The 25870-nt window shown below is 73.2% G+C and carries 23 protein-coding genes and 1 pseudogene; 12 read left to right on the top strand and 12 right to left on the bottom strand.

Features of this window, described 5'->3' with window-relative positions; genetic code table 11:
* Positions 1-93: 93 nt before the first annotated feature.
* Positions 94-831, bottom strand: a pseudogene (locus ACFYXV_RS07410) (DMT family transporter); the annotation flags it as partial.
* 260 nt (positions 832-1091) lie between these two features.
* Here ACFYXV_RS07410 and ACFYXV_RS07405 point away from each other — a divergent pair.
* A complete protein-coding gene (locus ACFYXV_RS07405; RefSeq protein ID WP_383338680.1) occupies positions 1092-2585 on the top strand; it encodes an SDR family NAD(P)-dependent oxidoreductase in 1494 nt (497 codons plus the stop codon).
* Between the two features lie 60 nt (positions 2586-2645).
* Here the strand turns inward: ACFYXV_RS07405 and ACFYXV_RS07400 are convergent, their stop codons facing one another.
* Complete coding sequence (locus ACFYXV_RS07400) at positions 2646-3173, bottom strand: HD domain-containing protein (RefSeq protein ID WP_389382466.1); 528 nt, start codon at positions 3171-3173, stop codon at positions 2646-2648.
* 346 nt (positions 3174-3519) lie between these two features.
* Between ACFYXV_RS07400 and ACFYXV_RS07395 the strand changes: the two genes are divergently transcribed.
* Both ACFYXV_RS07395 and ACFYXV_RS07390 read left to right on the top strand, forming a co-directional pair.
* The gene (locus tag ACFYXV_RS07395; RefSeq protein ID WP_383338682.1) at positions 3520-3696 is read left to right on the top strand and encodes a hypothetical protein; all 177 of its coding nucleotides are present in this window, start codon (positions 3520-3522) and stop codon (positions 3694-3696) included.
* 184 nt (positions 3697-3880) lie between these two features.
* Positions 3881-4864, top strand: coding sequence for an NAD-dependent epimerase/dehydratase family protein (locus ACFYXV_RS07390; RefSeq protein ID WP_385465532.1), 984 nt, complete (start codon positions 3881-3883; stop codon positions 4862-4864).
* On the opposite strand, the gene ACFYXV_RS07385 is transcribed toward ACFYXV_RS07390, so the two are convergent.
* Genes ACFYXV_RS07385 through ACFYXV_RS07375 form a run of 3 tightly spaced genes read right to left on the bottom strand, consistent with a single transcriptional unit; the run spans position 4850 to position 7718 of the window.
* Positions 4850-6289, bottom strand: a complete 1440-nt coding sequence (locus tag ACFYXV_RS07385; protein ID WP_389382269.1) for a lipase maturation factor family protein — start codon at positions 6287-6289, stop codon at positions 4850-4852. The genes ACFYXV_RS07390 and ACFYXV_RS07385 overlap by 15 nt on opposite strands.
* A gap of 20 nt (positions 6290-6309) precedes the next feature.
* On the bottom strand, positions 6310-6852 hold the full coding sequence (locus ACFYXV_RS07380; protein ID WP_389382267.1) for a DUF1990 family protein: 543 nt from the start codon (positions 6850-6852) through the stop codon (positions 6310-6312).
* Positions 6849-7718: a YndJ family protein gene (locus tag ACFYXV_RS07375; RefSeq protein WP_389382266.1), complete on the bottom strand. Its 870-nt coding sequence runs from the start codon at positions 7716-7718 to the stop codon at positions 6849-6851. Before ACFYXV_RS07375 ends, ACFYXV_RS07380 begins: the two co-directional genes overlap by 4 nt.
* Positions 7719-7932: 214 nt before the next feature.
* Here ACFYXV_RS07375 and ACFYXV_RS07370 point away from each other — a divergent pair, with 214 nt between their 5' ends.
* Genes ACFYXV_RS07370 through ACFYXV_RS07355 form a run of 4 tightly spaced genes read left to right on the top strand, consistent with a single transcriptional unit; the run spans position 7933 to position 12747 of the window.
* Positions 7933-9315 (top strand): DUF6777 domain-containing protein, encoded by a 1383-nt coding sequence (locus ACFYXV_RS07370; RefSeq protein ID WP_389382265.1) that lies wholly within the window; start codon positions 7933-7935, stop codon positions 9313-9315.
* A 7-nt stretch (positions 9316-9322) separates the two neighbouring features.
* The gene (locus ACFYXV_RS07365) at positions 9323-11386 is read left to right on the top strand and encodes a SpoIIE family protein phosphatase (RefSeq protein WP_385465734.1); all 2064 of its coding nucleotides are present in this window, start codon (positions 9323-9325) and stop codon (positions 11384-11386) included.
* Positions 11387-11434: 48 nt separating this feature from the next.
* Positions 11435-12295 (top strand): Fpg/Nei family DNA glycosylase, encoded by an 861-nt coding sequence (locus ACFYXV_RS07360; RefSeq protein ID WP_389382264.1) that lies wholly within the window; start codon positions 11435-11437, stop codon positions 12293-12295.
* Positions 12296-12321: 26 nt separating this feature from the next.
* Positions 12322-12747, top strand: coding sequence for a hypothetical protein (locus ACFYXV_RS07355; protein WP_385465514.1), 426 nt, complete (start codon positions 12322-12324; stop codon positions 12745-12747).
* A 17-nt stretch (positions 12748-12764) separates the two neighbouring features.
* Here ACFYXV_RS07355 and ACFYXV_RS07350 read toward each other — a convergent pair whose 3' ends face one another.
* Together ACFYXV_RS07350 and ACFYXV_RS07345 are read right to left on the bottom strand one after the other, a co-directional pair.
* Entirely contained in the window at positions 12765-13229 is a 465-nt protein-coding gene (locus ACFYXV_RS07350; protein WP_389382464.1) for a hypothetical protein, read from the bottom strand.
* A 201-nt stretch (positions 13230-13430) separates the two neighbouring features.
* Positions 13431-13970 (bottom strand): sigma-70 family RNA polymerase sigma factor, encoded by a 540-nt coding sequence (locus ACFYXV_RS07345; RefSeq protein WP_383338695.1) that lies wholly within the window; start codon positions 13968-13970, stop codon positions 13431-13433.
* A 290-nt stretch (positions 13971-14260) separates the two neighbouring features.
* Here ACFYXV_RS07345 and ACFYXV_RS07340 point away from each other — a divergent pair, with 290 nt between their 5' ends.
* Positions 14261-15472 (top strand): CapA family protein, encoded by a 1212-nt coding sequence (locus ACFYXV_RS07340; RefSeq protein WP_389382262.1) that lies wholly within the window; start codon positions 14261-14263, stop codon positions 15470-15472.
* A 27-nt stretch (positions 15473-15499) separates the two neighbouring features.
* On the opposite strand, the gene ACFYXV_RS07335 is transcribed toward ACFYXV_RS07340, so the two are convergent.
* Positions 15500-15961, bottom strand: a complete 462-nt coding sequence (locus ACFYXV_RS07335) for a universal stress protein (protein WP_383338699.1) — start codon at positions 15959-15961, stop codon at positions 15500-15502.
* Between the two features lie 92 nt (positions 15962-16053).
* Here ACFYXV_RS07335 and lysX point away from each other — a divergent pair, with 92 nt between their 5' ends.
* Together lysX and ACFYXV_RS07325 are read left to right on the top strand one after the other, a co-directional pair.
* Positions 16054-19359, top strand: a complete 3306-nt coding sequence (lysX, locus tag ACFYXV_RS07330; RefSeq protein ID WP_385465508.1) for a bifunctional lysylphosphatidylglycerol synthetase/lysine--tRNA ligase LysX — start codon at positions 16054-16056, stop codon at positions 19357-19359.
* Positions 19360-19429: 70 nt separating this feature from the next.
* Entirely contained in the window at positions 19430-20347 is a 918-nt protein-coding gene (locus ACFYXV_RS07325) for a polysaccharide deacetylase family protein (RefSeq protein WP_385835672.1), read from the top strand.
* Positions 20348-20437: 90 nt separating this feature from the next.
* On the opposite strand, the gene ACFYXV_RS07320 is transcribed toward ACFYXV_RS07325, so the two are convergent.
* The gene (locus tag ACFYXV_RS07320; protein WP_385477453.1) at positions 20438-21136 is read right to left on the bottom strand and encodes a class F sortase; all 699 of its coding nucleotides are present in this window, start codon (positions 21134-21136) and stop codon (positions 20438-20440) included.
* Between the two features lie 355 nt (positions 21137-21491).
* On the opposite strand from ACFYXV_RS07320, the gene ACFYXV_RS07315 reads away from it, so the two are divergent.
* Positions 21492-22079: a hypothetical protein gene (locus ACFYXV_RS07315; RefSeq protein WP_385477455.1), complete on the top strand. Its 588-nt coding sequence runs from the start codon at positions 21492-21494 to the stop codon at positions 22077-22079.
* Between the two features lie 187 nt (positions 22080-22266).
* On the opposite strand, the gene ACFYXV_RS07310 is transcribed toward ACFYXV_RS07315, so the two are convergent.
* From ACFYXV_RS07310 to ACFYXV_RS07300, 3 genes are all read right to left on the bottom strand, one after another.
* On the bottom strand, positions 22267-22833 hold the full coding sequence (locus tag ACFYXV_RS07310) for a hypothetical protein (protein WP_389382260.1): 567 nt from the start codon (positions 22831-22833) through the stop codon (positions 22267-22269).
* A gap of 263 nt (positions 22834-23096) precedes the next feature.
* Positions 23097-23867: a hypothetical protein gene (locus tag ACFYXV_RS07305; protein WP_383352657.1), complete on the bottom strand. Its 771-nt coding sequence runs from the start codon at positions 23865-23867 to the stop codon at positions 23097-23099.
* A gap of 43 nt (positions 23868-23910) precedes the next feature.
* A complete protein-coding gene (locus ACFYXV_RS07300) occupies positions 23911-24648 on the bottom strand; it encodes a hypothetical protein (protein ID WP_389382259.1) in 738 nt (245 codons plus the stop codon).
* A gap of 314 nt (positions 24649-24962) precedes the next feature.
* On the opposite strand from ACFYXV_RS07300, the gene ACFYXV_RS07295 reads away from it, so the two are divergent.
* Positions 24963-25793: an SAM-dependent methyltransferase gene (locus ACFYXV_RS07295; protein ID WP_383352661.1), complete on the top strand. Its 831-nt coding sequence runs from the start codon at positions 24963-24965 to the stop codon at positions 25791-25793.
* The last annotated feature ends 77 nt before the right edge of the window (positions 25794-25870 follow it).

Genomic DNA, 25870 nt, shown 5'->3' with positions numbered 1-25870 from the left:
GACCGCGAGCAGGATCAGGCCTGTCGCCGCCAGCACGCCGCTGGCCAGGGCCGCCGCGGTGCCCGCCGCACCGAACCGGAAGCCCTCGTCGAAGAGCGAGATGCCGACCGCCGCCGCGACCACCGGATTGACCACGGTCAGCGTGGCCAGCGGAGCGGCCAGCCCCGCGCCCCGGTAGGCGGCCTGGGAGAGCAGCAGCCCGGCCGAGGCCAGGGCGGCGATCGCCGCCAGATCCGGCCACATCGAGCCGAGCGGGCCCGGGGCGAAGGCGAATTCCTCGGCCACCGACTTCGTGAACACGGAGGCCATGCCGAAGGCAGTACCGGCCGCGACCGCCAGCAGCACGCTGCGCAGCACCGGCCGGTCCGCCCGGTGCATCCGGTGCGCCGCCAGCATCAGCGAGGCCACCGCGGTCCCGGTCACGATCAGCAGCAGCCACCGCTCCGCAGCCGGCAGCGGCTGGTCCGCGGCTCCGTCCCCGCCGGTCAGCGCCAGCAGCCCGGCCAGCCCCACCGTGGCCAGCACCGCGCCGCGCCAGGCCGCCGCACCCGCCCGGCGGTGTACGAAGAGGGCCGCCATCGGCAGGGCGAACACGATGGTCAGCGCACCGAGCGGCTGGACCAGGCTCAGCGGGCCGTACGCGAGGGCCACCACGTGCAGCAGCGCGCCCAGGCCGTTCAGCCCGACCGCGCACCACCAGCCGGCCCGGCGCAGCGGCGCGTACGGGCGGTCGGGGGTGCTCGCCGCGACCTGTTCCTGGACGATCGCGCCGCCCGCGTACGCGACGGCGGACACCAGGCAGAGCAGGACCGACAGCGCAAGGGCACTCATGATTTCCACAATGCCCCACCCCAGCGGCCTATTCCTCCCCCTACAGGTGGTCACCAGTCATACCCGAGGCATACTCCAGAAGGATTACGGGGCCGGCGGCGGATTCCCGCCGCACGCCGCCCACGGTGACCGCCCCGTCGCGGTGCGTGAGAGGCCTCCCCACGGGTTTGGTTCCGGGCGCGTCGGATCCGTACAGTAGCGGTTTTGAGGACTTCCGCAGCAGGCGGACGCGGACGAGTGAGCAAGGAACGGCAGCGGCCATGACGGTGACCGAAGACAACCACGTGAGCGCGGACGACCACGCCTACGGGCCGGGCATCGACCCCGAGCGGCTGGCGCTCTGCCTCAGCGTCCTGGAGGAACTCGACAAGATCGACGTCGACCACCCCGACGCCATCACCGTACGCCGCGCCACCGCGGGCCTCTACCGCACGGTCAAGCAGCGCCGCCGCCAGGAGCGCCGCGCCGCGAAGACCGCCAACGACAAGGCCGTCACCGAGGCGACCGCGACCGGCTCCGCCGAGCGCATCGACGACGAGACCGAGGGCATCCTGCCCTCCTCCGTCACGGAGGCCGGCCGGATCGCCGGGATACTCCAGCGCCCGCGCTCCTGCTACATCTGCAAGACGCGCTACGTCGAGGTCGACTACTTCTACCACCAGCTCTGCCAGCCGTGCGCCGGCCACAACCGTGCCAAGCGCGAGGCCCGCGCCGACCTCACGGGCAAGCGCGCGCTGCTCACCGGCGGCCGCGCCAAGATCGGCATGTACATCGCGCTGCGGCTGCTGCGCGACGGCGCCCACACGACGATCACCACCCGCTTCCCCAAGGACGCCATCCGCCGCTTCAAGGCGATGGACGACTCGGCGGAGTGGATGCACCGCCTGGAGGTCGTCGGGCTCGACCTGCGCGACCCGGGCCAGGCCGTGGCGCTCGCCGACCAGGTCGCCTCGGCCGGTCCGCTCGACATCCTGATCAACAACGCGACGCAGACCGTGCGCCGCCTGCCCACCGCGTACGCCGCGCTGGTCGAGGGCGAGAGCGCCCCGCTGCCGGCCGGCGAGCTCCCCGCCCACCACGTCATCGGCGCGTTCAACTCCGGCGCGGTCGACGGCCTGGCGGCCCTGCCCGTCGGCGTGAGCGGGCTCGACGCGCAGAAGGTCGCCGACCTCGCCCTGGTGGCGGGCAACGCCAGCATCGAACGGCACCTCGACGGCACCGCCATCGACGCGGGCGGCCTGCTGCCCGACGTCGTCGACAGCAACACCTGGGTGCAGACCATCGACCAGATCACCCCGGTCGAGCTGCTCGAAACCCAGCTGTGCAACTACACGTCGCCGTTCATCCTGATCAGCGCGCTCCGGCCGGCCATGGCCGAGGCCGCCCGCAAGGCCTCCAGCGGGCGCGCGTACGTGGTCAACGTCTCGGCGATGGAGGGCGTGTTCAGTCGCGGCTACAAGGGCGCGGGGCACCCGAACACCAATGCCGCCAAGGCCGCGATGAACATGGTGACGCGGACCAGCGGCCAGGAGATGTTCCAGGCCGACGGCATCCTGATGACCTCGGTCGACACCGGCTGGATCACGGACGAGCGCCCGCACTTCGACAAGCTGCGCCTGGCCGAGGAGGGCTTCCACGCCCCGCTCGACCTGGTCGACGGCGCGGCCCGGGTCTACGACCCGGTCGTGCGCGGCGAGGCCGGCGAGGACCTCTACGGCGTCTTCCTCAAGGACTACGCGCCCGCCAACTGGTAGACCCGCCCCCGTCACGCGCCCGTGCCCCGGCTCCTTCGAGGGAGCCGGGGCACGGTCGTCTCACGGCGTGCGCTCGTACGCCCGCGCCGCCACCAGCTCCAGGACCGGACGCCAGTCCTCCATCACGCCCGCGTCGAGCCCGACGACCTTGCCCGCGTCATCCGCTTGGCGCAATGTCACCGCCGCTTCCGCGTCGGGGTCGGCCGCGAAGGCCCGGACCTCCGCCTCGTCCATGAGCCCGCCCTGCGCCCGCAGGGTCAGCGCGCTCTGCGGGGACAGCGCCCGGCCGGGCTCCACGGCCGCCAGATAGCGCTTGGCCGGCACGTGCAGCCTCACGAGCCGGGCCACCCGGTCGCCGAGCAGCGGACGGACCGCCTCCGCCGCGTGGTCGGCGTGTCCCGCGTCGTCACCGGGGAAGAGCAGGTGGCCCAGGTCGTGCACGAGCCCGGCGACTTGGAGCTCCTTGTCGAACGGATGCGAACGGCGCAGCAGTGCCGCAGTCTGGAGCCCATGATCGTGCAGATCGACCGGGTCTCCGCTGCGGTCGGGCGTGTCCCACGCACCGCGACACGCGAGCAGCAGCTCCATCAGCTCCCCGACGCTGTCGACCCTCGGTACCCCCGGCACTCCGGACCTCGCCGCCACCGTCGCTCCCTCCGCCGCCCGTACCCCAGCCGTGCCACCGGCGTCGAGCACACCACCCGACCGGGTCCCATCGGCGTACGACTTCCTGAACTCGCGGCGAAATCAAGCCGTCGGGCGGATTTTGCCAATCCATCGAGCGGGGGCGCGCTCATATGTGTACTCTGAGTGGCACAGAACGGCCGTATCCAGGCCACGCTCCACCAAGGCGCCACCGCGTCCGGAAACCCTTTATCCCTTGTGCCCGGCGCGCGGCTCGCCCGCCGGGTTACGCGACACAAAGGAGTGCGCGGTGACAGACACGACGACGAAGTCCGAGGAGAAGCCGAGGACGTACCAGGGGGCGCGGTTCCGCACGCGCGCCGAGGAACTCGGAAGCCTCGAAGTCTGGGCCCGGTCCGCCCCGATCCGACTGGCCGGCTACGAGGACGACCTGGCGGAGCCCCACATCCTGCCCGGCATCGACTAGTACGACCGACACGCGCGCCCCCGAGCCGACCGGCCACGGGGGCGCGGTGCTGCGGTGAGCGGCCCCTCGCCGCGCCGACCGTCCGGGACTGCGGAGAGGTTCCCGTGAGCCGTACGCCGTGAGCGTCATCGCTGTCGGCGATCAAGACTTCCGGCCGGCCCCCGGCCCCGGCACGCTGGCTCGCATGAAACTACTGATGCTGGGCGGTACCGAGTTCGTCGGACGCGCTATCACCGAAGACGCCCTGGCGCGGGGCTGGGAGGTCACCGTCTTCCACCGCGGCCACCACGCGCCGCCGCCGGGCACCTCCGCCCTGCACGGCGACCGCACCGCGCCCGGGGGCCTGGACGCCCTCGCGGCGGGGGAGTGGGACCTGGTCGTCGACACCTGGAGCGGCGCCCCGACCGCCGTGCGCGACAGCGCCCGGCTGCTCGCGGGCCGCGCGGGACGGTACGCGTACGTCTCCACCCGTTCCGTGTACGCCTACCCGGCCCCCGCGGGCCTCGACGAGCAGGGCTCCCTCGTGGAGGGCTCGCCCGATGCCGACTCCGTCGCCTACCCGCAGGACAAGCGGGGCGGTGAGCTCGCCGCCGAGGCGGCCTTCGGGGAGCGCGCCCTGCTGGTGCGCGCCGGCCTGATCCTCGGCCCGTACGAGAACGTCGGCCGGCTGCCCTGGTGGCTGAACCGCGTCGCGCGCGGTGGCCCGTTCCTCGCGCCCGGCCCCCGCGACCTGCCGATCCAGTACATCGACGTGCGCGACCTCGCCCGCTGGACCCTCGACGCCGCCGAGGCCGGCCTCGGCGGCGCCTACAACCTGGTCTCCCCGCCCGGCCACGCCACGATGGGCAGCTTCCTCGACGCCTGCGTCGCCGCGGCCGGGGGCGTCGCCGAACCCCGCTGGACGGACGCCGCCGCCATCGAGGCGGCCGGCATCGAGCCCTGGACCGAACTGCCCGTATGGATCCCGGAGGGCGAGGCGCACGACCACATGTGCCGCGCCGACGTCGGCAAGGCCCTGGCGGCGGGCCTGGTGTGCCGCCCCGTCGAGGAGACGGTGGCCGACACCTGGACCTGGCTGTCCTCGATCGGGGGCGAGGCGCCCCAGCGCCCGGACCGCTCGACCAAGGGGCTCGCGTTCGAGCGGGAGGCCGCGCTACTCGGGCTCTGACCAGGAGGCCTCGGCGAGACGGGTGGGCGGCAGGTACTCGCGCAGCAGCGTGCGGTGCCACCAGGCGCCCGTCTCGCGCAGCTCCCGCCAGGTGGTGAAGCGGTAGCGGTACAGCCGGGCCCTCACGTAGAGCGGCGGGGCGTCGGGGAAGGGGTTGTGGCGCAGCAGCCGCAGCGTGTCCCGGTCGCCCGCCAGCAGCCGCTCCACGAACGGCCCGAACCAGTCCCGCGCGTAGCCGGGCGAGAGCGCCGCGAACCACATGAGCCAGTCCAGCCGCAGGTGGTACGGGGCGAACTGGCGCGGAATGGAGTGCAGATCACCCGGTTTGCCCTTGAACCCGTACTCCCGCCACTGCCCGTCCTCCCGCGGTACCGGGTCCGCCGTCCCCTCGACCACCACCTCGTCCCGAATCCGGCCCACCGTGCCGAAGGCCCCGTAGGTGTTGACCAGGTGCAGGGAGTCGAAGGAGCGGTTCATCACCTGGCGCCTGGAGACCATGTTGAGCACCGGATGCCGGCTCAGCACCAGCACCAGCGCGGTCACCGCGCACACCAGGACCGCGAACCAGAGCGGCGCCGGGCGCGAGGCGGCGGCCGGCGGCGCCCCCGCGAGCCCGGTGAAGTCGACCGCCGACAGGGCCACCGTGATGGTGATCCAGTTCAGCCAGGCGAAGTTGCCCGAGAGCACCAGCCACAGCTGCGTCGCCACGATGATCCCGGCCGCGTACGAGGCCACCGGCTGCGGAGTGAAGAGGAGCACGGGGACCACCAGTTGCGTCACGTGGTTGGCGGCGCACTCCACCCGGTGCACGGGCTTCGGCAGATGGTGGAAGAACCAGCTGAGCGGCCCCGGCATGGGCTGCGTCTCGTGGTGGTGGTAGAGGCAGGTCAGATCGCGCCAGCAGGAGTCCCCGCGCATCTTGATCAGCCCCGCGCCGAACTCCACCCGGAAGACCACCCAGCGCAGCAGCCACAGCACCAGCACCGGCGGTCCGACCCGGGAGTTGCCGAGGAAGACCGCGAGGAATCCCACCTCCAGCAGCAGCGACTCCCAGCCGAACGCGTACCAGGTCTGGCCCACGTTCACGATCGACAGGTAGAGCAGCCACAGCAGCGCCCACATCCCCATGGCCGCGGCCAGCGGGACGAGGTCCCCGGCCCCGGCGGCCAGGGCCGCGGCCACCGCCGCCCCCGCCCAGGCGCAGCAGGCGAAGAGCCGGTCCGAGTAGTGCAGCCGGAACAGGCTCGGGGCGCGACGGGACGGCACGTACCGTACGTAGCGCGGCACGGGCAGCATGCCGTGCGCCCCGATCAGGGCCCGGAACTGGAGGGCGGCCGCGAGGAAGGCGAAGACGTACACGCCGGCGAGGGCCCGCTGGAAGACCAGCCGGCCGAGCCAGTAGCCGGGCGCCGTGAACCAGTCCATCCCCTCCAGTATCGGGCGGATCAGGCAGCGGCGGCCAGCTTGCGCAGAGTGCGGCCCAGCCATCGGGCGTAGCAGTGCTGGAGGAAGGGGATCACGGGGCCCGCGAGCCGGGTGTACCAGGCGGCCGGCCGGCTGAAGGCGGCCATCTCGAACCACACCGTGCCGTCCGGGTCCCGGAACACCATGAAGGACTCCTCCCCGCACTCCGGGTGGCCGGCGAGCGTGCCGTACGCGAAACCGATGCGCGCGGGCTCGTACGCCGTCCAGATCACCTCGCACGGGGCGCTGATCCGCAGCGGCCCCCAGCCGATCCCGACCACCACCCGGCTCCCGGGGCGGACCGCGTCGTGGCCGGCCCGGACGAGCATGCCCGATGCCCGGTGGGCGCCGAAGGTGGTGACGGCGGTTCCGGCGGCCTCGAACGCGGCCTGACCGGTGCCGATGCGCGCGCGGTGGTGCAGGTGGTGGTACCCGGCGGGCAGCGGCCGCCGCCGCGTCGCACCCCGGTCGGGGTAGTTGACGGCGTCACGGCCGGTGCTGCCGGTGCTGAGGAGGCGGGTCACGGCGTGGTCTCCATTCGGTCGAGGGTCAGCCGGCGCCAGGCCAGCAGCGCGCACAGGGCGAAGCCGAGGGCGTTGCCGAGACCGTGGGTCGCGGCCGTCCAGGTCACAGTGGGGTGTACGAGGCCGGTGGCCTCGCCGAGCGCCCACCACAGGGCGAGCAGCATGGTGGCCACCAGCACCGCGGCCGAGGTCGCCAGCAGCGCACCGGTGGTGCGGTCGCGGGCGTCCGGCCGGATCTCCCGCCAGGTCAGCAGGGCCACCGCCCACATCCCGCCGGTCAGCACCACCGCGCCGACCAGCTCCGCCCAGTCGTCCACGAAGTAGCCGAGCAGGACCAGCAGGGTCCCGCCGGGGACGCTGTACGCGGCCCAGCGCCCCAGGGCCGTACCGCCGGGCGTCTTCGCGGTGGCCCGGCAGACGAGCCCGGCGACCAGGGCGGCGGTGAAGCCGGCGAAGTGGAAGTGCGGCACCGTCAGCGCCAGGATGTCCAGGTCGAAGCCGAACAGCCGGTACCCGGCGCGCTCGGCGACCAGGGCGGTCCCGGCGACCGCCGGCGAGAGCAGTGCGGTGAGCACGGCGATCTCGGCCGGAGCGAGGCGGCCGCCGCCGGCGGTCGGCGACCGCGGGGTCCGCAGCAGCCGGGCCGGGGCACGGCCCGCGAGCGCCAGGGTGGCGGCGGCGTACAGCGCGGCGAGTGCCGTGGCGATCGCGCCGCGCGGCAGCCAGAGGCACAGGGCTCCGGGGGCGGCGAACAGCGGCCAGACGCGGGCGGTTCCGCGCAGCCCGGCCGGGTCGATCAGGCGCAGGCCCGCGGGGATCACGTAGAGCATGCCCAGGGTGACGATCAGATGCACCAGTACGGTCATGGCGGGCTCCCCTCCGCGCGCGGCCGAACGCTTTGAACGCGTTCAACTCACGGTCGCGACCTTACGAGGTTCCTTGAACATGTTCAAGACCCGGTCCCTTCCGCCCGCCCGCTCCACCCCCGTTCCACCCCCGCCTGTGCGCGCCGCTCCGGTTGCGGCCCTCCCGTGGATACGGCAGACAGGAGGGAGCAACCGGGGCGAAAGGGAGATTCACGTGCACGTACCGACACCTCGTCAGGCTCCACGCCGTCATACACCGGTCCGCGCCGCCCTCTTCACGCTCCTCGGTCTGCTCGCCGCGGCGTGCGGCGCCCCCGAGGAGCCGCAGAGCGCGGCCGGCCCGGAGAGCCAGGAAGTCCTGCTCCAGCCCGTGGGGACGGCAGGTCCCGACCCCTTCACCGCCACCTCGGCCACCGGCGAGTCCGCCCCCGCGCAGCCTCCGCTGCCCAACCCGACCGGCCAGGGCATCCGGACCGTCGGCGCGGCCACCCCCGGCCTGTACGCCGGCACCAAGCGGCTCGGCAGCTGCGACGTGGAACAGCAGCTGCGCGCCCTCACCGAGGACGACGCCAAGGCCAAGGCCTTCGCCGAGGCCGTCTCCGTCGAGACGGCGAAGCTCCCCGAGTTCCTGCGCGGGCTGACCCCGGTCGTCCTCCGCGCCGACACCCGGGTCACCAACCACGGCTTCCGCGGCGGCAAGGGCGAGGCATTCCAGTCCGTCCTCCAGGCCGGCACCGCCGTCCTCGTCGACGACCACGGCATGCCCCGGGTCCGCTGCGCCTGCGGAAACCCGCTCCAGGCACCGCGCGCCCCCAAGGGCTCCCCCGCGCTCAAGGGCGACCAGTGGAGCGGCTACCAGGCCCAGCAGGTCATCGTCATCGAACCGACCCCGCACCCGGTCAAGAGCCTGGTCCTCGTCAACATCGCCGACAACACCTGGATGGAGCGCAAGACCGGCGACGACGGCGCCCAGGACGCCGTCCCGCAGCCCGTCCCCGCGTTCGACCCGGCCAACGGCATCCCCACCGGCCCCGTGACCCCGCCCGCGGCCGCCGCGCCCGAGCCGTGCGCCCCGCCCGAGACGGACGCCGGCGCCGGGACGAACGGCCTGGCCAGGACGGCCCCGCCGGCCCCGCCGAAGCCGCAGGCCGGTCCCGGCGGGGTCCCGGCCCCCGAGGCCACCGACTGCGTACCGGCCCGGAGCGAGCAGACCGGGCCCGACCAGCAGGCCCGGCCGGACCGGCCCGCGCAGCCCTCGCCGGCGGCCCCGCAGAAGCAGCGCCCGGGGCAGCCCCCGGCCGCTCCGCGGTCCGACGTACCGCCGGACCGGCAGGGCGACGCACCCGCGGACGCCTTCGGGGGCCCGGGGCTCGCGCCGGAGGCCGACGGCCCGATGCCGCGGCGGCAGGACCAGGGGGACCCGTTCTCCCAGGGGGACCCCTTCGCCCAGGGCGACCCGTTCACCCAGGGCGACCCCTTCGGCAGCGGCGACGACCCCTTCGCCCCGTCCGGCCAGGACGCGCCGTACGACCCCTTCGGCGGCCCGGACCGGCAACAACCGCTCGCGAACCCCGCCCGCTCTTTGGGGAGCGCCTGACGGACCCCTGTGTCATGGTGGATCGGTGCCGACCACCGTATCGCTGCCGGACGACTGGCCCGCACACCCGGACCGGTCGCTCTCGCTGAACCGCATGGGCAGTTTCGACTGGGACCTGGAGACCGGTCTCCTGCACATGGACGCAGCGGCCCTCGGGGTGTACGACATGACGCCCGGGGACTACGACGGCCGGCCCGAATCCCTCGCCCCGCGCGTCCCGACCGCCGAGGCGACGCGGCTGGACGCGCTCGTCTCCAGCGTCCTGAAGAGCGGCGACGACAGTTACGGCGCGTACTTCCGGATCCGCACCCGGGACGGGGAGCTGCGCTGGACCCACACCCAGGGCCGGGTCATGCGCGGCTCCGACGGTCGCCCGTTCCGCATCATCGGCATCGTCCGCGACGCGACCGAGGAGCTCAGCCACTCGGCTGAGCGCCTCGGTCTCGACGAGGAACGGCGCCGTCAGACCTCGGTGGTCGAGAGCACCACCGCAGCCCTCGCGCACGCCCGGACCGTGCGGGACGTCATCGACGTCATCGGCGACGCCCACGGCCTGGAGCGGCTCGGCTCGATGGGCATGGTGATGGGGCTGGTCGAGGCCGGGCGGATCCACCTCGTGGCCGAAGGGCCGGCCGACAGTTTCGTACCCGGCACCCGCTACACCCGGATCGACGAGCAGTACCCGATGAGCGAGGTCGTGCGCTCGCTGCAACCGCGCTTCCTCGACTCCGCGGAGGAGTTCGCCGAGGGCTATCCCGACCTCTGGTCGAAGATCTCGTCCATGGAGATCTCGGCCGCCGCCTACCTGCCGCTGATCGCCCAGGCCCGCCCGATCGGCGCGATCGGACTGCTCTACCAGGACAAGGACGGATTCACGCAGGACGAGCGGAACCTGCTGATCGCACTGGGCAGCAGCATCGCGCAGAGCCTCCAGCGGGCGATGCTGCTGGAGCAGGAGCACGACCTGGCGGAAGGCCTCCAGCAGGCGATGCTCCCGCGCCGGATCCCGTCGGTGCCGGGCGCGGAGATCGCCGTACGGTACCGGTCCGCCCGGATGGGCCAGGACATCGGCGGCGACTGGTACGACGTCATCCCGCTGCCCGGCGGCCGGGTCGGGGCCGTCATCGGCGACGTCCAGGGCCACGACACGCACGCGGCCGCGGTCATGGGACAGCTGCGGATCGTGCTGCGCGCGTACGCCGCCGAGGGGCACGCGCCGGGCACGGTCATGGCCCGGGCCTCCGTCTTCCTGCACGAGCTGGACACCGACCGCTTCGCGACCTGCACGTACGTCGAGGCCGACCTCACGACGGGCGTCCTTCAAGTGGTCCGCGCCGGGCACATCGACCCGCTGGTGCGCACCCGGGACGGGGACTGCCTGCGCCTCCCGGTGGAGGGCGGCATGCCGCTGAGCCTGTCGGCGGAGTTCGGCCGCCTGGAGTACCCGGTGACCACCGTGGAACTGGACCCGGGGGAAACCCTCGTCCTGTGCACGGACGGGCTCGTGGAACACCCCGGCGCGGACCTCGACGACGGGATCCGGCTCCTCACCTCGCTGGTACGGAGCGGGCCGACGGACCTCGCGCGGCTGGCCGACCGGCTGTGCGAGGTGGTCGACGAGCGCGGCGGCGACGACGACATGGCGCTGCTCCTGCTGCGCCGCCAGGCGGAGGACGCCCCGCAGGGCGGCGGCCGCCTCCAGCAGCACGTGGCCCCCGGGGACCCGGAAGCCCTGGTCGCGGCCCGCCACATGATCGGCGCGGCGGTACGGGCGTGGGGTGCGCGGGAGCGGGCCGACGAGATCGAACTCGTCGCGGACGAGCTCATCGTGAACGCCCTGATGCACACGGAAGGGCCGGCCATCGTGACCCTCCGGGTCCTGGCGGGCCCGCAGCGGCGCCTGCGCGTCGAGGTCGAGGACCGCTCCAGCGCCCTCCCGCGCCGCCGCGAAGCGGGCGAATCCGGTGTCTCGGGCCGCGGCCTGATGCTGGTGGACCGCCTGGCGGACGTCTGGGGAGTCGAACCCCGGGGCAGCGGCAAATGCGTCTGGTGCGAGTTCGTGATGTCCTGAGCCCGCGTCCGGGTAGCCGGGGCGGGGGCCCGGGGGCAGGGTGGGGGTATGCCCGAGTTGCCCGAGGTCGAGGCCCTGCGTGAGTTCCTCGACGAACACCTCGCCGGGCGGGTGGTGGAGCGCGTCCTCCCGCTCGCCGTCAGCGTGCTCAAGACGTACGACCCGCCGCCGAGCGCCCTCGAAGGGCAGCCGGCCGGGGCCACCGCCCGCCACGGGAAGTTCCTGGCGATCCGGATCGGAGAGCTCCACCTCGTCACCCATCTGGCCCGGGCCGGCTGGCTCCGCTGGCAGGAGGCCCTGCCCGACAGGCCGCCGCGCCCGGGCAAGGGGCCGCTGGCCCTGCGCGTCGCCCTGGAAGGCGGCGGCGGCTTCGACCTCACCGAGGCCGGTACGCAAAAACGCCTCGCCGTGTACGTCGTGCGCGACCCCCGGGAGGTGCCCGGCATCGCCCGCCTCGGCCCCGACCCGCTCGCCGACGCGTTCGACCGGGACGCGTTCGCCGCGCTCCTCGCGGGGGAGCGGCGGCAGATCAAGGGCGTGCTGCGCGACCAGGGCGTCATCGCGGGCATCGGCAACGCGTACAGCGACGAGATCCTGCACGCGGCGAAGGTCTCCCCCTTCAAACTGGCCGCTTCCTTCGACGAGGAGCAGGTCACCCACCTGTACGAGGCCGTCCGGCGGACCCTGGGCGAGGCCGTCGAGCGCGCGCACGGCGTGGCCGCCGGGAACCTCAAGGCCGAGAAGAAGAGCGGGCTGCGGGTGCACGGCCGGGACGGGGAGCCGTGCCCGGTGTGCGGGGACACCGTCCGTTCGGTGTCGTTCGCCGACTCCTCGCTCCAGTACTGCCCCACCTGCCAGACGGGCGGCAAGCCGCTCGCCGACCGCAGGCTCTCCCGCCTCCTCAAATGACCGGCGCCTGCGTAGACTCCGGCCCCATGGCCGACCCGCACCCGCCGCACGCGCAGCAGTCGCCGTCGCCGCCCCGGCGCGAGATCGTCACGGGGGTGCCCCGCGCCGCGCGGCGCCGCCCGCCCGCGCACACCCCGGCCCGCTCGGAGATCTCCGAGCAGACCACCCTGGGTGCCACCTACGTCCGGGCCCTGATGCGCAGCCAGCTCAGGGCGGGACTGGGCGCGCTCGGCGTCCTCGCGCTGCTCGCCGGGACGCTGCCGGTGCTGTTCGCGCTGGAGCGCTCGGCGTCGGGACCGCTGGTCTGGGTGTCCCTCGGCCTGGTCGCGTACCCGGTGATGTGGCTGATCGCCCGGTGGTACGTCACCCGGGCCGAGGCCAACGAGGCCGATTTCACGGGCCTGGTGATGGATCCGGCCGAGGCGCCGGGCACCCACCACGTGCCCGGCTGAGCCTTCCCGCGGTCCCGTCAGAACAGGTGCATCGCCAAGTGGCCCAGCGGCAGGCCGAGCTGCCAGGCCGGCGTCCACACCCGCGCGTTCTCGTCCAGCCCCGCCGGGGCGTCGTCGTGGCCGTGCCGCCCCGGGTCCAGGTTGGTGGCGAAGAGTTCGGTGCGGTCCAGCCAGCGCCAGGCGGCCCGGGCCAGTTCCAGGTCCGGGTCCTCGCTACTCCCGCGCTCCCTGGCCTCCTCGCCCAGCGCGAGGAACCGGGTGTCCACCCAGTCGCGCCAAGGGTGCCCGTACGCCGTCAGCGACATCCATTCGTCGAGCTGCGAGACCACCCGGATCCCGGAGAGCTCGCCGGCCGCGTCGGAGAGGTAGATCGTCAGCGCGAGCGTGTCCCGCCCGGCGCGGAACTCCAGGGTACTGACCGGGATCAGCCGGCCGGTGCGCAGCAGTTCGTCGGCGATGTACTCCGCGTAGAGCCATGCCATGGGCACCGCGAGCCCGCCGTCACTGGTGCCGTTCGTACCCTCGGGCTGCACCGTTCCACCTTCTCCCGCGCGTCGAGCTTCCCGTCGTCAGCCATGAGCCTTCACCGAGCGACTCGCGGAACGGGGGATGTTTACCCAACTTGAACGCTCTGAGGCCGATTTCGATGCGTTTTGTGTCCGATCCGCGTGCATTCGGTTCGTTCAGGCGCCGAGGCCGTACCCGTATCCCTGGAGCCCCTTCTTCAGGGCGCGCAGGGCGTAGTACGTACGGGACTTGACCGTTCCGGCCGGAATTCCGAGCTCCGCCGCCGCTTCGGCCACCGAGCGGTCCTGGAAGTAGACCTGCATCAGCACCTCGCGGTGCTCCGGCCCGAGCGAGCCCACGGCCCGGCGGACGTCGATCGCCGTGACCGAGCCGGCCACCGCGTCCTCGGGCGCCGGTGCCTGCTCCAGCCCCTCCGGGTCCACCTCCTGCGGCCGGGACAGCCGCGCCCGGCGGGCGTCGATCGCGAGGCGCCGGGCCACCGTGAACAGCCAGGGCCGCATGGAGTCGTGAGCGCTCTCCAAGACCTCGGGGTGCTGCCACGCACGCACCAGCGTCTCCTGCACGAGGTCCTCGGCGCGCTGGGAGTCCCCGGCCGTGAGCCCGAGCAGGAAGCCGAACAGGGCCCGCCCGTGGTCGCGCTGGAGTTCGGCCAGCGCCTCGGGGTCCGTGCGCAGGAGGCTGGGGGAGAGGGGCACGGGTGGCTCCTTCCTGGGTCCGTTCGGCTCCGACGCACCCACCCTCACCTGCACGGAGCGCCCCGGGAACCGTCCGGTCCCGCTGTTGCGCCCAAGCGCCCGGGTCGTCCGGTGGGCGGCCGCGCCCGGCGGTGAACGGTCGAACGGCTCGGCGAACGGCCGCCGGGTGGGGGCGGCGCCGCGAGGGCGCGGTGGAGCCGGCGGCCGAGTGGAGCCGACGGCCGACTGGTGACGTCCCCCTCCATGGATTACAGATGGTCAGATAGTCCTACTAATGAGAGCTGGCTCAGATGACCAAGCGCACCCGGCAGGCCCTCGCGCTCCTGTCGGCGGTCCTGCTGGCCGCGGCCGCCGCAGGCTGCTCCTCCGGCAAGGACCCCGCACCCGCCCGCCTCGGCAACCCCCGAGCCCCCTCGCCGTCCACCGGCTCCGGGGCCCACTCGGCCCCCGCCGGCGCCGCCAAGGGCTTCACCCTGGTCGCCTCCGGCGACGTGCTGCCGCACGACTCGGTCATCAAGCGGGCGGCGGCGGACGCGGACGGCGACGGCCATGACTTCAGGCCGATGTTCTCCCTGGTCAAGCCGGTGGTCTCGGCCGCCGACCTGGCCCTGTGCCACATGGAGACCGTGTACGGGGAGGACGGCGGCCCGTTCACCGGCTACCCGGCCTTCCAGTCTCCGCCGGAAGTGGCGGACGGCCTCAAGGACGCCGGGTACGACGGCTGCTCCACGGCCTCGAACCACACCCTGGACGCCGGGTCGGAGGGGCTGAAGCGCACCCTCGACAAGTTCGACGCGGCCGGGCTGAAGCACGCGGGCTCGGCCCGTACGGCGGCCGAGGCGGCCACGCCGACCATGTACACGGCGGGCTCCGCGAAGGTCGCGCACCTCGCGTACACCTACGACACGAACGGCTACCCGATGCCGGAAGGCCAGCCGTGGGCCGTCAACCTGATGGAGAAGGACAAGATCATCGCGGATGCGCGGGCCGCCCGCAAGGCGGGCGCGGACGTGGTCCTGGTCAGCGTGCACTGGGGCACCGAATGGCAGACCGAGCCGGACGAGAAGCAGCTCTCGCTCGGCAAGGAGCTGACGGCCTCGCAGACCGGCGGGCGCCCCGACATCGACATGATCCTGGGCACCCACGCGCACATCCCGCAGGCCTACGAGAAGGTCAACGGCACCTGGATCGTCTACGGCATGGGCGACCAGGTCGCCGGCGAGATGTTCAACCACTCCGGCGCCCGGGACATGCGCGGCAACTACGGCTCGATCGGCCGCTTCACCTTCGCCCCGCCGGCCGCCGAGGGACAGCGCTGGCAGGTCACCAAGGCCGAGTTCGTCCCGCAGATGATGGACCTGTCCGCCGGAAAGGTGGTCAACCTGCCCGCCGCCCTGGCCGAGGACCCGGGCGACGAGGCGTACGAGAGCGCGCAGGACGCCGTCAGCGAGGCCGTCCTCGGCCGCGGCGCGGCCAAGGACGGCCTGACGATGGCGCGGTAGCCCGCCCTCGCCGTCGGGGAACGCCGGTCACGGAACCACCGTGACCGGCCAGCGGCCCGCCTTGACCAGGCGCACCGCCACCGAGCCGACGATCCGGTGCCCGGCCTGCTCCGAGGCGCCGACCACCACCGCGTCCGCCTTCAGCTCGTCCGCCGCGCTCACCAGCCCCGCGTACGGGTCCCCGCGGAAGGTGTGGAACTGCCAGCGCACGTCGTAGACGCCCTTGACCCGCTCCGCCGCCTCCCGGATCTCGGCCACCAGCCCCTCGGCGATCTCCCCGGTGGTGTCGGCCACCGGCGCGCCCATCGAGGCCCCGGCCGGCATCACCGGCTGGACGTACACCAGCGCCAGCAGCGCGTGCTGGCGCCGGGCCAGCCCCGCCGCGTACGCCGCCGCCCGCAGCGAGCTCTCCGACCCGTCCACCCCGGCGAGGATCACCTTCGGGCCGTCCGTACCGCGTTCGAATCCCGTGTTCACGTGCTCAGTCACGTCATCGAGGTTAGGCCGTGTCCCCCGGGTTCACGGCGGGGCCCCTGCGCTTCGCCGCGCGCCGAGGCGCGGGCCTCCCTACAGTGCGAACCATGAGTGCCACCGTGGAGGAGACCCGGGGCACCCGGAACCGCTTCCTGAACCGGGTGCCCGACGCGTTCGCCGCGTTCTTCGGAACGCTCGGACTGCTGTGCGCCGTACTGGCCCTCTCCCCGACACTGCGGCACCTGCTGCGGCACGTCGTGCGCTTCCTCGACGCGATCGTGGTGCCGGTCAGCGCCAACCTCGCCTACGCCGTCTTCCTCTTCCTGCTCGCCGCCGCGCTGGGCACCCGCAAGAAGGTCGCCTGGTGGATCGTCGTCACCTATCTGGCCCTGCTCATCCTGGTCGACGTCCTGATCATCGCCGACGAGTACTACTGGATCGGCGGGCCTTCGATGGCCCTCTCCGTCGCCGCCCTCGTCGTCCTGATCGCCGCCCGCAAGGAGTTCTACGCCGCCTCCCGGCCCGGCGCCTTCTGGCGGGCGATGCTCGTCCTGGGCCTCGGGCTGCTCGTCGCCGTACTCGTCGGCTGGGGGCTGGTCGCACTGTTCCCCGGCACCCTGCCCAAGGGGCAGTGGCTGGACTGGGCGGCCCGGCAGGTCTTCGGCGGCCTCGTCTCTCCCCGCCAGTTCGACGGCCAGCCGCCCCGCCCGCTGTACTTCTTCCTCGGCCTCTTCGGCGCCCTCGCCCTGCTGAACGCCGCCTCCACCCTGTTCCGCTCGCAGCGCCTGACCGCCGCCCTGCACGGGGACGAGGAGCCCCGCATCCGCGCCCTGCTCGGCGCCTACGGCCGGGGCGACTCCCTCGGCTACTTCGCCACCCGCCGCGACAAGGCCGTCGTCTTCGCCCCGAACGGCAGGGCCGGCGTCACCTACCGCGTCGAGGCCGGCGTCTGCCTCGCCAGCGGCGACCCGGTCGGCGATCCCGCCGCCTGGAGCGCCGCCGTCGACGCCTGGCTGACCGTCGCCCGCCGCCACGGCTGGCAGCCCGCCGTCATGGGCGCCTCCGAACAGGGGGCGACCGCGTACGCCCGCTCCGGCCTCGGCGCCCTCCAGCTCGGCGACGAGGCGATCCTGCAGGTCGCCCACTTCGACCTCGACGGCCGCGACATGCGCGTCACGCGCCAGGCCGTCAACCGCGTCAAGCGCACCGGTGCCACCACCCTCATCCGCCGCCACTCCGCCCTCAGCGAGGAGGAGATGCAGCGGATCATCGAGCGCGCCGACACCTGGCGCGACACGGAGACCGAGCGCGGGTTCTCCATGGCGCTGGACCGGCTCGGCGACCCCGCCGACGGGGACTGCCTGCTCGTCGAGGCCTTCGACGCCCAGGGCGAGCTGATCGCCCTGCTGTCCTTCGTCCCCTGGGGCAAGGACGGCATCTCCCTGGACCTGATGCGCCGCGACCGCAACGCGCCCAACGGGGTCATGGAGTTCATGGTCGCCGAGCTGTGCGCCGCGGCACCGGGCCTCGGCGTACGCCGGATCTCCCTGAACTTCGCCGTCTTCCGCTCCGCCTTCGAGGAGGGCGGCCGGATCGGCGCCGGGCCGGTGCTCAAGCTGTGGCGCAAGCTGCTGCTGTTCTTCTCCCGCTGGTGGCAGCTGGAGGCCCTGTACCGCTCGAACGTCAAGTACGGGCCCGAGTGGTACCCGCGGTTCCTCTGCTACCAGGACGCCGGCTCGCTCGCCCGGGTCAGCCTCGCCTCCGGCATCGCCGAGGGCTTCGTCTCCGTACCCAGCCTGCGCAAACTGTGGGGCAACGCGCACGCCAAGGGGCTCACCGCTCCCGCCAGCACCGAGGGGCTGCCCTCCATCGACTCCCTCGCCCTCGGCCTCGTGGGGGCGGAGGCCGAGACCGCGTCGCGGGCCGAGCGGCTGCCGGAACAGGTCCGCGTCCGCCACGACAAGATGGAGCGGATCCGGGCCGCCGGCATCGACCCGTACCCGGTCGTCATCAGCAGGCGGACCCACACCGTGGCCGGGCTGAAGGCCGCGCACCCCGCACCCGCGCCCGGCACCCGCTCCGGGGAACGGGCCACGCTCGCCGGCCGGGTGATGCTCGTACGCGACCTCGGCGGCGTGGTCTTCGCCGTCCTGCGCGACTGGTCCGGGGACGTGCAGCTGATGCTCACCCGCGACGAGAGCGGCGCCGCCGTACTGGACTCCTTCACCTCCCAGGTCGACTTCGGCGACCACGTGGTCGCGAGCGGCGAGATCGGCGCCAGCCGCAGCGGCGAGCCCTCCCTCGTGGTCTCCTCCTGGCAGCTCACCGGCAAATGCCTGCGCCCGCTGCCGGACAAGCGCAAGGGTCTCGCCGACCCGGAGGCGCGCGTGCGGCGCCGCTACCTGGACCTGGTCGCGAGCCCCGAGGCGCGGGACGTCGTACGGGCCCGCTCCGCCGCCGTCCAGGCACTGCGCCAGGGGCTGCTGGACCGGGGATACCTGGAGGTCGAGACCCCGATGCTCCAGCAGATCCACGGCGGGGCGAACGCGAGGCCCTTCCGGACCCACATCAACGCCTACGACCTCGACCTGTACCTGCGGATCGCGCCCGAGCTGTACCTGAAACGGCTGTGCGTCGGCGGCCTGGAGAAGGTCTTCGAGATGGGCCGCACCTTCCGCAACGAGGGCGTCTCCTACAAGCACAACCCCGAGTTCACGATGCTGGAGGCCTACCAGGCCTTCGCCGACTACGACGTGATGCTCGACCTCACGCGCGAGCTGATCCAGGGCGCCGCGACCGCCGCCTTCGGCTCGCCCGTCGCCCACAAGGCGGGCCCGGACGGCAAGCTGGCCGTCCACGACATCTCCGGGCTCTGGCCGGTCAAGACGATGTACGGGGCCATCGGCGAGGCACTCGGGGAGGAGGTCGACGCCGACACCGAGGAGCACGTGCTGCGCCGCCTCTGCGACCGGGCGGGCGTCCCCCACAAGCCCGAGGACACCCGCGGCGACGTCGTCCTGGAGATGTACGAGCGGCTGGTGGAGGAGAGGACCAAGCTGCCCACCTTCTACAAGGACTTCCCCACGGACGTCTCCCCGCTGACCCGGCAGCACCGGCGGGACCCGCGCCTGGCCGAACGCTGGGACCTGGTCGCCTTCGGAACCGAACTGGGCACCGCGTACTCGGAGCTGACCGACCCGGTGGAGCAGCGGCGCCGGCTCACCGCCCAGTCGCTGCTCGCGGCGGGCGGGGACCCGGAGGCGATGGAGCTCGACAACGACTTCCTGGACGCCCTGGAGTACGCGATGCCGCCGACCGGCGGCCTGGGCATCGGCGTCGACCGGCTGGTCATGTTCCTCACCGGCCTCACGATCCGCGAGACGCTGCCGTTCCCGCTGGTGCGGCGCGGCTGAACGGGTGAGGGGCAGCGCGCGCGTACGCGCCTCTCGACATCTGCGGGGATGTCGTTGATACGTAGTAATAATGAAAAATGACGAGCCGACAGTAGGGCGACGCGTGCTCCTGCGCACCGCCGTCTTCCTCGGAGTCGCCGCCGCCTCCGGGCTGCTCACCGGCGGCGAGACCGGCGCGCCCGGCCAGAGCGCGGCGGGCGGCGCACCCGGTGCGGGCCTCGGCGGCGCGGCGGGCGGCGGCCCGGGGCCCGGCGGAGCCGCCGGACCGGGCGGAGTCCGCGCCCTGCGCCCGCAGGCGCCCGGGCAGGCCGCGTACCGGCTGAGCCCCATGACCGCCGAGGCCCCGCTGCGGCCGCCCGCCGCGCGGCCGGCGGTACGGACCCGGCCCATCCTCGAACTGCCCCCCGACGCGAGCACGGCGAGCGCCATGGTGCTCACCTTCGACGACGGACCCGACCCGCGCTACACGCCCGCCATCCTGGACACCCTCGCCCGGTACGGGGTCCGCGCCATGTTCTTCGTCTGCGGGGAGATGGCCACCGACAACCGGGACCTGCTGCGCCGGATGGCCGCCGAGGGCCACCTCATCGGCAATCACACCTGGACCCATCCGCTCATCCCCACGCTGAGCCGGCCCGCCCTCGCCTCCGAGATCGCCCGGACGAGCGAGGTCGTACAGCAGGCGGTGGGCGAGGCGCCGCAGTGGTTCCGGGCGCCGTACGGGGCGTGGAACCGGGCGGCGTTCGAGATCGGGGCCGAGCTGGGCATGGAGCCGCTGGCCTGGACGGTGGACACCCTGGACTGGAAGGAGCCGGGCACCACCACGATCGTCTCGAACGTCCTCAAGGGCGCGGCGCCCGGAGTGATCGTGCTGAACCACGACGCGGGCGGGGACCGCTCGCAGAGCGTGCGGGCGGTGAGCACGTACCTGCCCCAGCTCCTGGCGCGGGGCTACCGGATGACGCTGCCGAAGCTGCCGCCCCGCTGAGGAAGGTCCTCCTCGGCGGGGCGGCGGCGCGTGCGCGGCGGTGTGCGTGCGGGTGCGCGTTCGCGCGGTGCGGCGGCGGTCCGCCGCCGCTCAGCGCGCCTGCACCATCCGGGCGAAGACGACGACGTTGCCGTCGTACCCCTTGGCCTTGGAGTAGCCCCCGCCGCAGGTGATCACCCGCAGCTCCGCGTGCCCGTTGTCCCCGTACACCCGGGCTCCGGGGAACGTCTCCTTCGAGAAGACCTCCACCCCGTACACCTCGAACACCGCCGTGGTGCCGTCGTACCGCTCCACCTCGATGTGGTTGCCCTTCTGCAGCGAGCCCAGGCCGTAGAAGACCGCCGGGCCGCGTTCGTTGTCGACGTGGCCGACGATCACCGCCGAGCCGCGCTGGCCCGGCGCGATGCCGTTGAGGTACCAGCCGGCCAGGTTCGGGTCCTGCGGGGGCGGGGCCTCGATCCAGCCCTGCGCGTCCAGCCCGACGGTCATCACCGGCGCGTCCACCTTGATGTTGGGGATGCGGATGCGCTGGACCGACGAGTGCCCCAGCGGCGCCACCTCCGGCCGCGCATCGCCCTGCTGCTGCATCGGCTGCTCACCCTGCGCGGGCGGATCCGGCGGCAGCTGCCGGGCCGGCACCCCTACCGCCGCGGCCGCGGTCGGCTGCGGAGGCCCGTCGCCGATGTCCGCTCCGTTGCGCATCATGGCGAGGCCGCTGAGCATGACCAGTGCGAGCACGCCCCAGGGGGATCGTCTTCTCGGTGGCTGCTCGCTCTCGTCCTCGGTCATGGCTCTCCCTTCCCGACGCGGGGGTCCCGACCCGCGTTCCTGTCCCACCCCTGTACGCCCTTCCTCACGCACGCTAAGGCTGCGTGCGCAAGACGGCGATCGCTGAAGGGCGAACGGGTGGCGGCACGGCCGGAAGGGGTGCGCCCATCCAGGTATTCGTCACATAAATGCCTGACGGGTCGTGACCTGCGGATCCGTCAGCTGAGCCGCGCGCGTCTCGGCGTGTCGCTCAACCTTGCGGCCCAAAGCCGGAAATGCGCTGGTTGCGAGCCGCCCCGAGGGTTCGACGTGGGAGGCGTTCTCGTCGATCTTCCCGGGCGACCGCTCCGGGGCGCTTCCCGCTGGAGGTTCCACCATGCGTGTTCTCCGCGCCCTCACCGTGGCCGCGGCGGCCGTCGTCGCCGTCGGGCTCAGTACCCCGTTCGCCACCGCGAACCCGTCGGACCCGTTGGGCGGGGCCCCGTTCGGCGGATCCCCGTCGGGAGGACTGCCGTCGGGCCAAGGCGGCAACAACGGCAACAACGGCAACGGCGGCAACAACGGCAACGGGCCGAGCAATGTCACCGTCAACCCGTACAAGGTGCACCAGGGCTCGACGATGCAGGTCAGCGCGGCCGGCTGCCGTCACGGCGGCACGGTCTGGTCGCCCGGCAACTTTCCCCAGACGAACCTGTCGGCCGGCTCCATCGGGTTCGCCACCGTCCGGATCTTCAACCACGCCTCGCCGGGCAACCACACGCTGTCCGTCAAGTGCCACGACAACAGCCTGGTCGCCACGCACCGGTTCACGATCAATCAGGCCAACGGCGCACACGGCGGAATCGGCGGCTCGTTCGGCCCGTCCACCGCCGAGACCGTCATCGGGTCCAGCCTGGTCGGCGCCGCGGCCCTGGGCGCGGGCGTGCACGTGATGCGCCGCCGTCCGCTGCGCGGGCGGGCCTGACGGCCGGGCCTGCCCGGCCGAACCCTGGCCGAGCCCTTCGCGGTCAGCAGTGGCCCGGGAACCGCCGGTCGCCCCGATTCCTCGCCGGGACTCGGGGCGACCGGCGGTCGGTGCTCCGGGGCGTGCAGCGTGAGGTGTGAGGTGTGAGCGTGCGGCGCGCGCTGCCGTACGTGACCGGCGCAGCCGGTCAGTGGCCGCGGGCGGCGGCGCGGCGGCGCAGGACGTACGCCGTACCGCCGGCGGCCGCCAGGAAGAGCGCGGCGCCCGCGCCGAGCTCCCGGGGATCCATTCCGGCCACGCTGCCGCCCAGACCGCCGCGTACGCCGAGGGAGGCGCCCTGGGAGGCCGCCGCGGTGGCCGTCGACGTGGAGGTGGAGCTGGTGGTGGGCTTGGTGGTGCCGCCGGTGATGGTGAGGTCCGCCGAACGGTTCACCCCGTTGCAGGTGAAGGTGACGGAGTAGACGGCTCCGCGCCGGGCATCGCTGTCCACGGTGATTCGGGCGGTCTTCCCGCGCTCGATGACGACCGTGTCGAAGACCCCGGATGAGACGGTGGCTTCGGCGACGTTGCAGCCGGGGACGGAGACCACCGCCTGGCCGCCCGGAGCGACCTGCGACGGAGTGATCGCGACGGCGAAAGGCGTGATGGGCTCGGCCGCGGTCGCGGAGGGCGCGCCGAGGGCGCCGAGCGCGAGTACGGCGCACGTGGCGCCGGCGCTCAGCAGGGCTGTGGCGTTGCTGCGTATCGCACCCATGGTTGATCTCCGGATCCCCGAGGAGCAGCCGCGGAACGGTTTCCGCACGTGGGGGGTCGTGCGCCTCGATGTCCGACACGCTAGGTCCGGGTGCGGTGACCCGCGATCAGGAACGGGCGAATGGGGCACGGGCGTAGGCCGAACCGGGGACGGTGGGCCCGCCCCCGGTTTGCGGGCGCGGCGGTCCGCCCGGTTCCGGGCCCCCGTGGTCGCCCGGCTCCCGGCCCCGTGGTCGCCCGGCCCCCGGCCCCCCGCCCCGCGCCTCAGTCGCCGAGCGGCAGATGCGGGAACTGTGCGAGGAAGGGCTCGGCGGTCGCCGCGACACCGCGTCCGAACGGTGCGTCGAAGTCCCAGATCAGGAACAGCAGGAAGGCGATCAGCGCACTGAACAGGCCCGCCAGCAGCAGTTCCCGGAACGAGCGGCGGATCTGCAGGGTGAAGACCAGGCCGACCGTGACCAGCGCCCCGGCGATCAGCCCGAACCACACCACTCCCGGCATCGTCGCCCCGGCGCTCTGGCCACGGGCGTTGCGCGCGTCGTCCACGATCGCGACCTGGTCCACCAGCGGCTGGTAGGCCTGCCCCTCGTGATCGGTCTGCGGTTCGTAGTCCGTGACGTCACGGCGGATACGTTCCAGCAGCTCACCGCTGCGGTCGGTGAGATCGCCGTGGTCGGCCATCTCCTTCCACTCGGTGTCCACCACGTACGTCACGTACGCGTCGACGTCGGAGCGGATCTTCTTGCGCACGTCGGCCGGGTAGACCTCGGAGCGGACGCTGATCTCGTGCAGGGCCTGCGCCTCCTGGCGCACGTACTCCTGGGCGGCCCCTCGGCCCTCCCAGACGCCGGCGATCGCCAGGCCCAGCACGATCGCGTAGATCACGCCGATCATCATCGTCATGTACTCGATGACGTCGGGGGTCTCGCTGGGATCGTCGTCGTCTCCGATCCGCCGTTGGTTGAAGAAGGCGATGGACAGCACCACGGCGCAGGCCGCCGCCATCGCGAGGGCCAAGACGAGCCATTCCGACAAGATGACTCCCAAATCGGTCACGAAGTCTGGTGTGCGGGGCGGTTCAGCGCGGGCGCAGCGCGACGATCGCGAGCACCGCGGGAGCCGCGGTCATCAAGGTGAAGGTCACCGGTGAGATGTGGTGCTCGGGCCGCTTGACGGCCGCCGTGTGGTACGAGGGCCTGGCCACCGGCCTCTTCGGGGGCGGGGGCGGCGGCGGTGTCACCACGGGGGTGGGTGCCTTCACTTGGAGCACCGGTGGCGGCACCGGCTTCGGCGGGGCCGGCACCGGCTTCGGCTGCGGCTTCGCCTGCGGAGGCGGCGGGGGCGGCGGCGTGGGCTTCGGGGCGGGCGGCGGCGGAGTCGGCTTGGGCGGCGGCGGCGTCGGTGTGGGGGTCGGCGTCGGTGTCGGTGTGGGGGTCGGAGTGGGGGTCGGCTTCGGCGGGCAGGGCGGGGGAGGCGGCGGCGGGCAGTGGTGTCCGCCGTGTCCGTGGTGGCCTCCGTGCCCGTGGCCGTGGCCGTGGCCGTGGCCGTGGCCGTGGCCGTGCCCGCGCCCCGGGTCATGTCCGTTGCCGGGGCCGCTGCCCCGGCCGTCGGGTGCCCCGTCGCCGTGATGTCCGCCACCCCGGACGCTCGCGGCGGCGCCGCTTCCGGCGGTCGCGACCAGCCCGGGGGCGCTCGCCCCGTCTCCGGAGTCGATCGTCGCGTAGGCGCTGCTATCAGCCACGGCCGGCGTGGCGGACAGCGCCGCCCACAGCAGGACCGGGACCACCAGCAGGCGTCTGGTAGAGGCTCTGTTCACCCGGGGAGCATGGGCTCACGTGCGCCCGCGCACGCGGTGCCCGGCCATGGTTCGCCTGAACGGGTGGCACGAAGACCGTAGAGGTTTAAGCCACGGAATGAAGAATTCCGATCATCTGCCTGCACATTATCAAAAGCGACTTGTCGGTTTCGGTCATTCACCGCGGGAGGGGTCGCCGAGGCCTTTGGTGTGTGATGAAGAACGGATCACCAATTTCCGCTTTTGCTCGCTCCGTTGGGCAATGATCAGTACATTCGGCTCGGACAGGCGTCCGATCCCGGACGACCGCGCAGGATTACGGCTTGGAGACCCCGATGGAGCGCCCCGCCTGGGCCCCGCCAGGTATCGACATATCGGTGCCGAGCGTGTCCCGCATCTACGACTACTACCTGGGCGGCTCCCACAACTTCGAGGTCGACCGCCAGGCCGCCCGCCGCGCCATGGAGTTCCTGCCGGGCCTGCCCAAGATCATGCAGGCCAACCGGGCGTTCATGCGCCGCGCCGTCCGCTACGCCGTGGCACAGGGCGTCACCCAGTTCCTCGACATCGGCTCCGGCATCCCGACCTTCGGCAACGTCCACGAGATCGCCCAGGCGGCCAGCCCCGAGGCCCGCGTGGTCTACGTGGACCACGACCCGGTGGCCGTCGCGCACAGCCGGGCCGTCCTCGCCGGGGACGAGCGCACCGGCATCGTCGCCGCCGACCTGCGCAAGCCGCAGGAGATCCTCGCCGCTCCCGAGGTCACGCAGCTGATCGACCTCGAACGCCCGGTCGCCCTGCTGCTCGTCGCCGTCCTGCACTTCCTGGAGGACTCGGACGACCCGTACGCCGCCGTCGCCGAGCTGCGCGACGCGCTGGCCCCGGGCAGCCTCCTCGTGCTCACGCACGCCTCGTACGAGGGGATCCCGCTCTCCCAGGAGGTCGCGAGCGGCACCGTCGGCGTCTACCGGGACATCCGCAACCCGCTCGTCATGCGCAGCGGCGAGCAGATCGGCCGCTTCTTCGACGGATTCGAGCTCGTCGAACCCGGCGTCGTGTCCATGCCGCTGTGGCAGCCCGAGGGCATCGAGGACCCGGAGGACGGCGGGGACCCCGAGGACCCGTACGCCTTCTCGGGCTTCGGCGGAGTGGGACGCAAGGCGTGAGATCCACGGCCGCGGTGCCCTCCGGCACACCGACCCCGAAGAACGAGGGGCCCGCTCAGGCAGCGGAGCCCACCGCT

The organism is Streptomyces sp. NPDC002181 (assembly GCF_042890485.1).
Lineage (GTDB): Bacteria > Actinomycetota > Actinomycetes > Streptomycetales > Streptomycetaceae > Streptomyces.
Note: the sequence above shows the minus strand (reverse complement) of the source record. Positions and strands in the feature narration are given on the sequence as shown.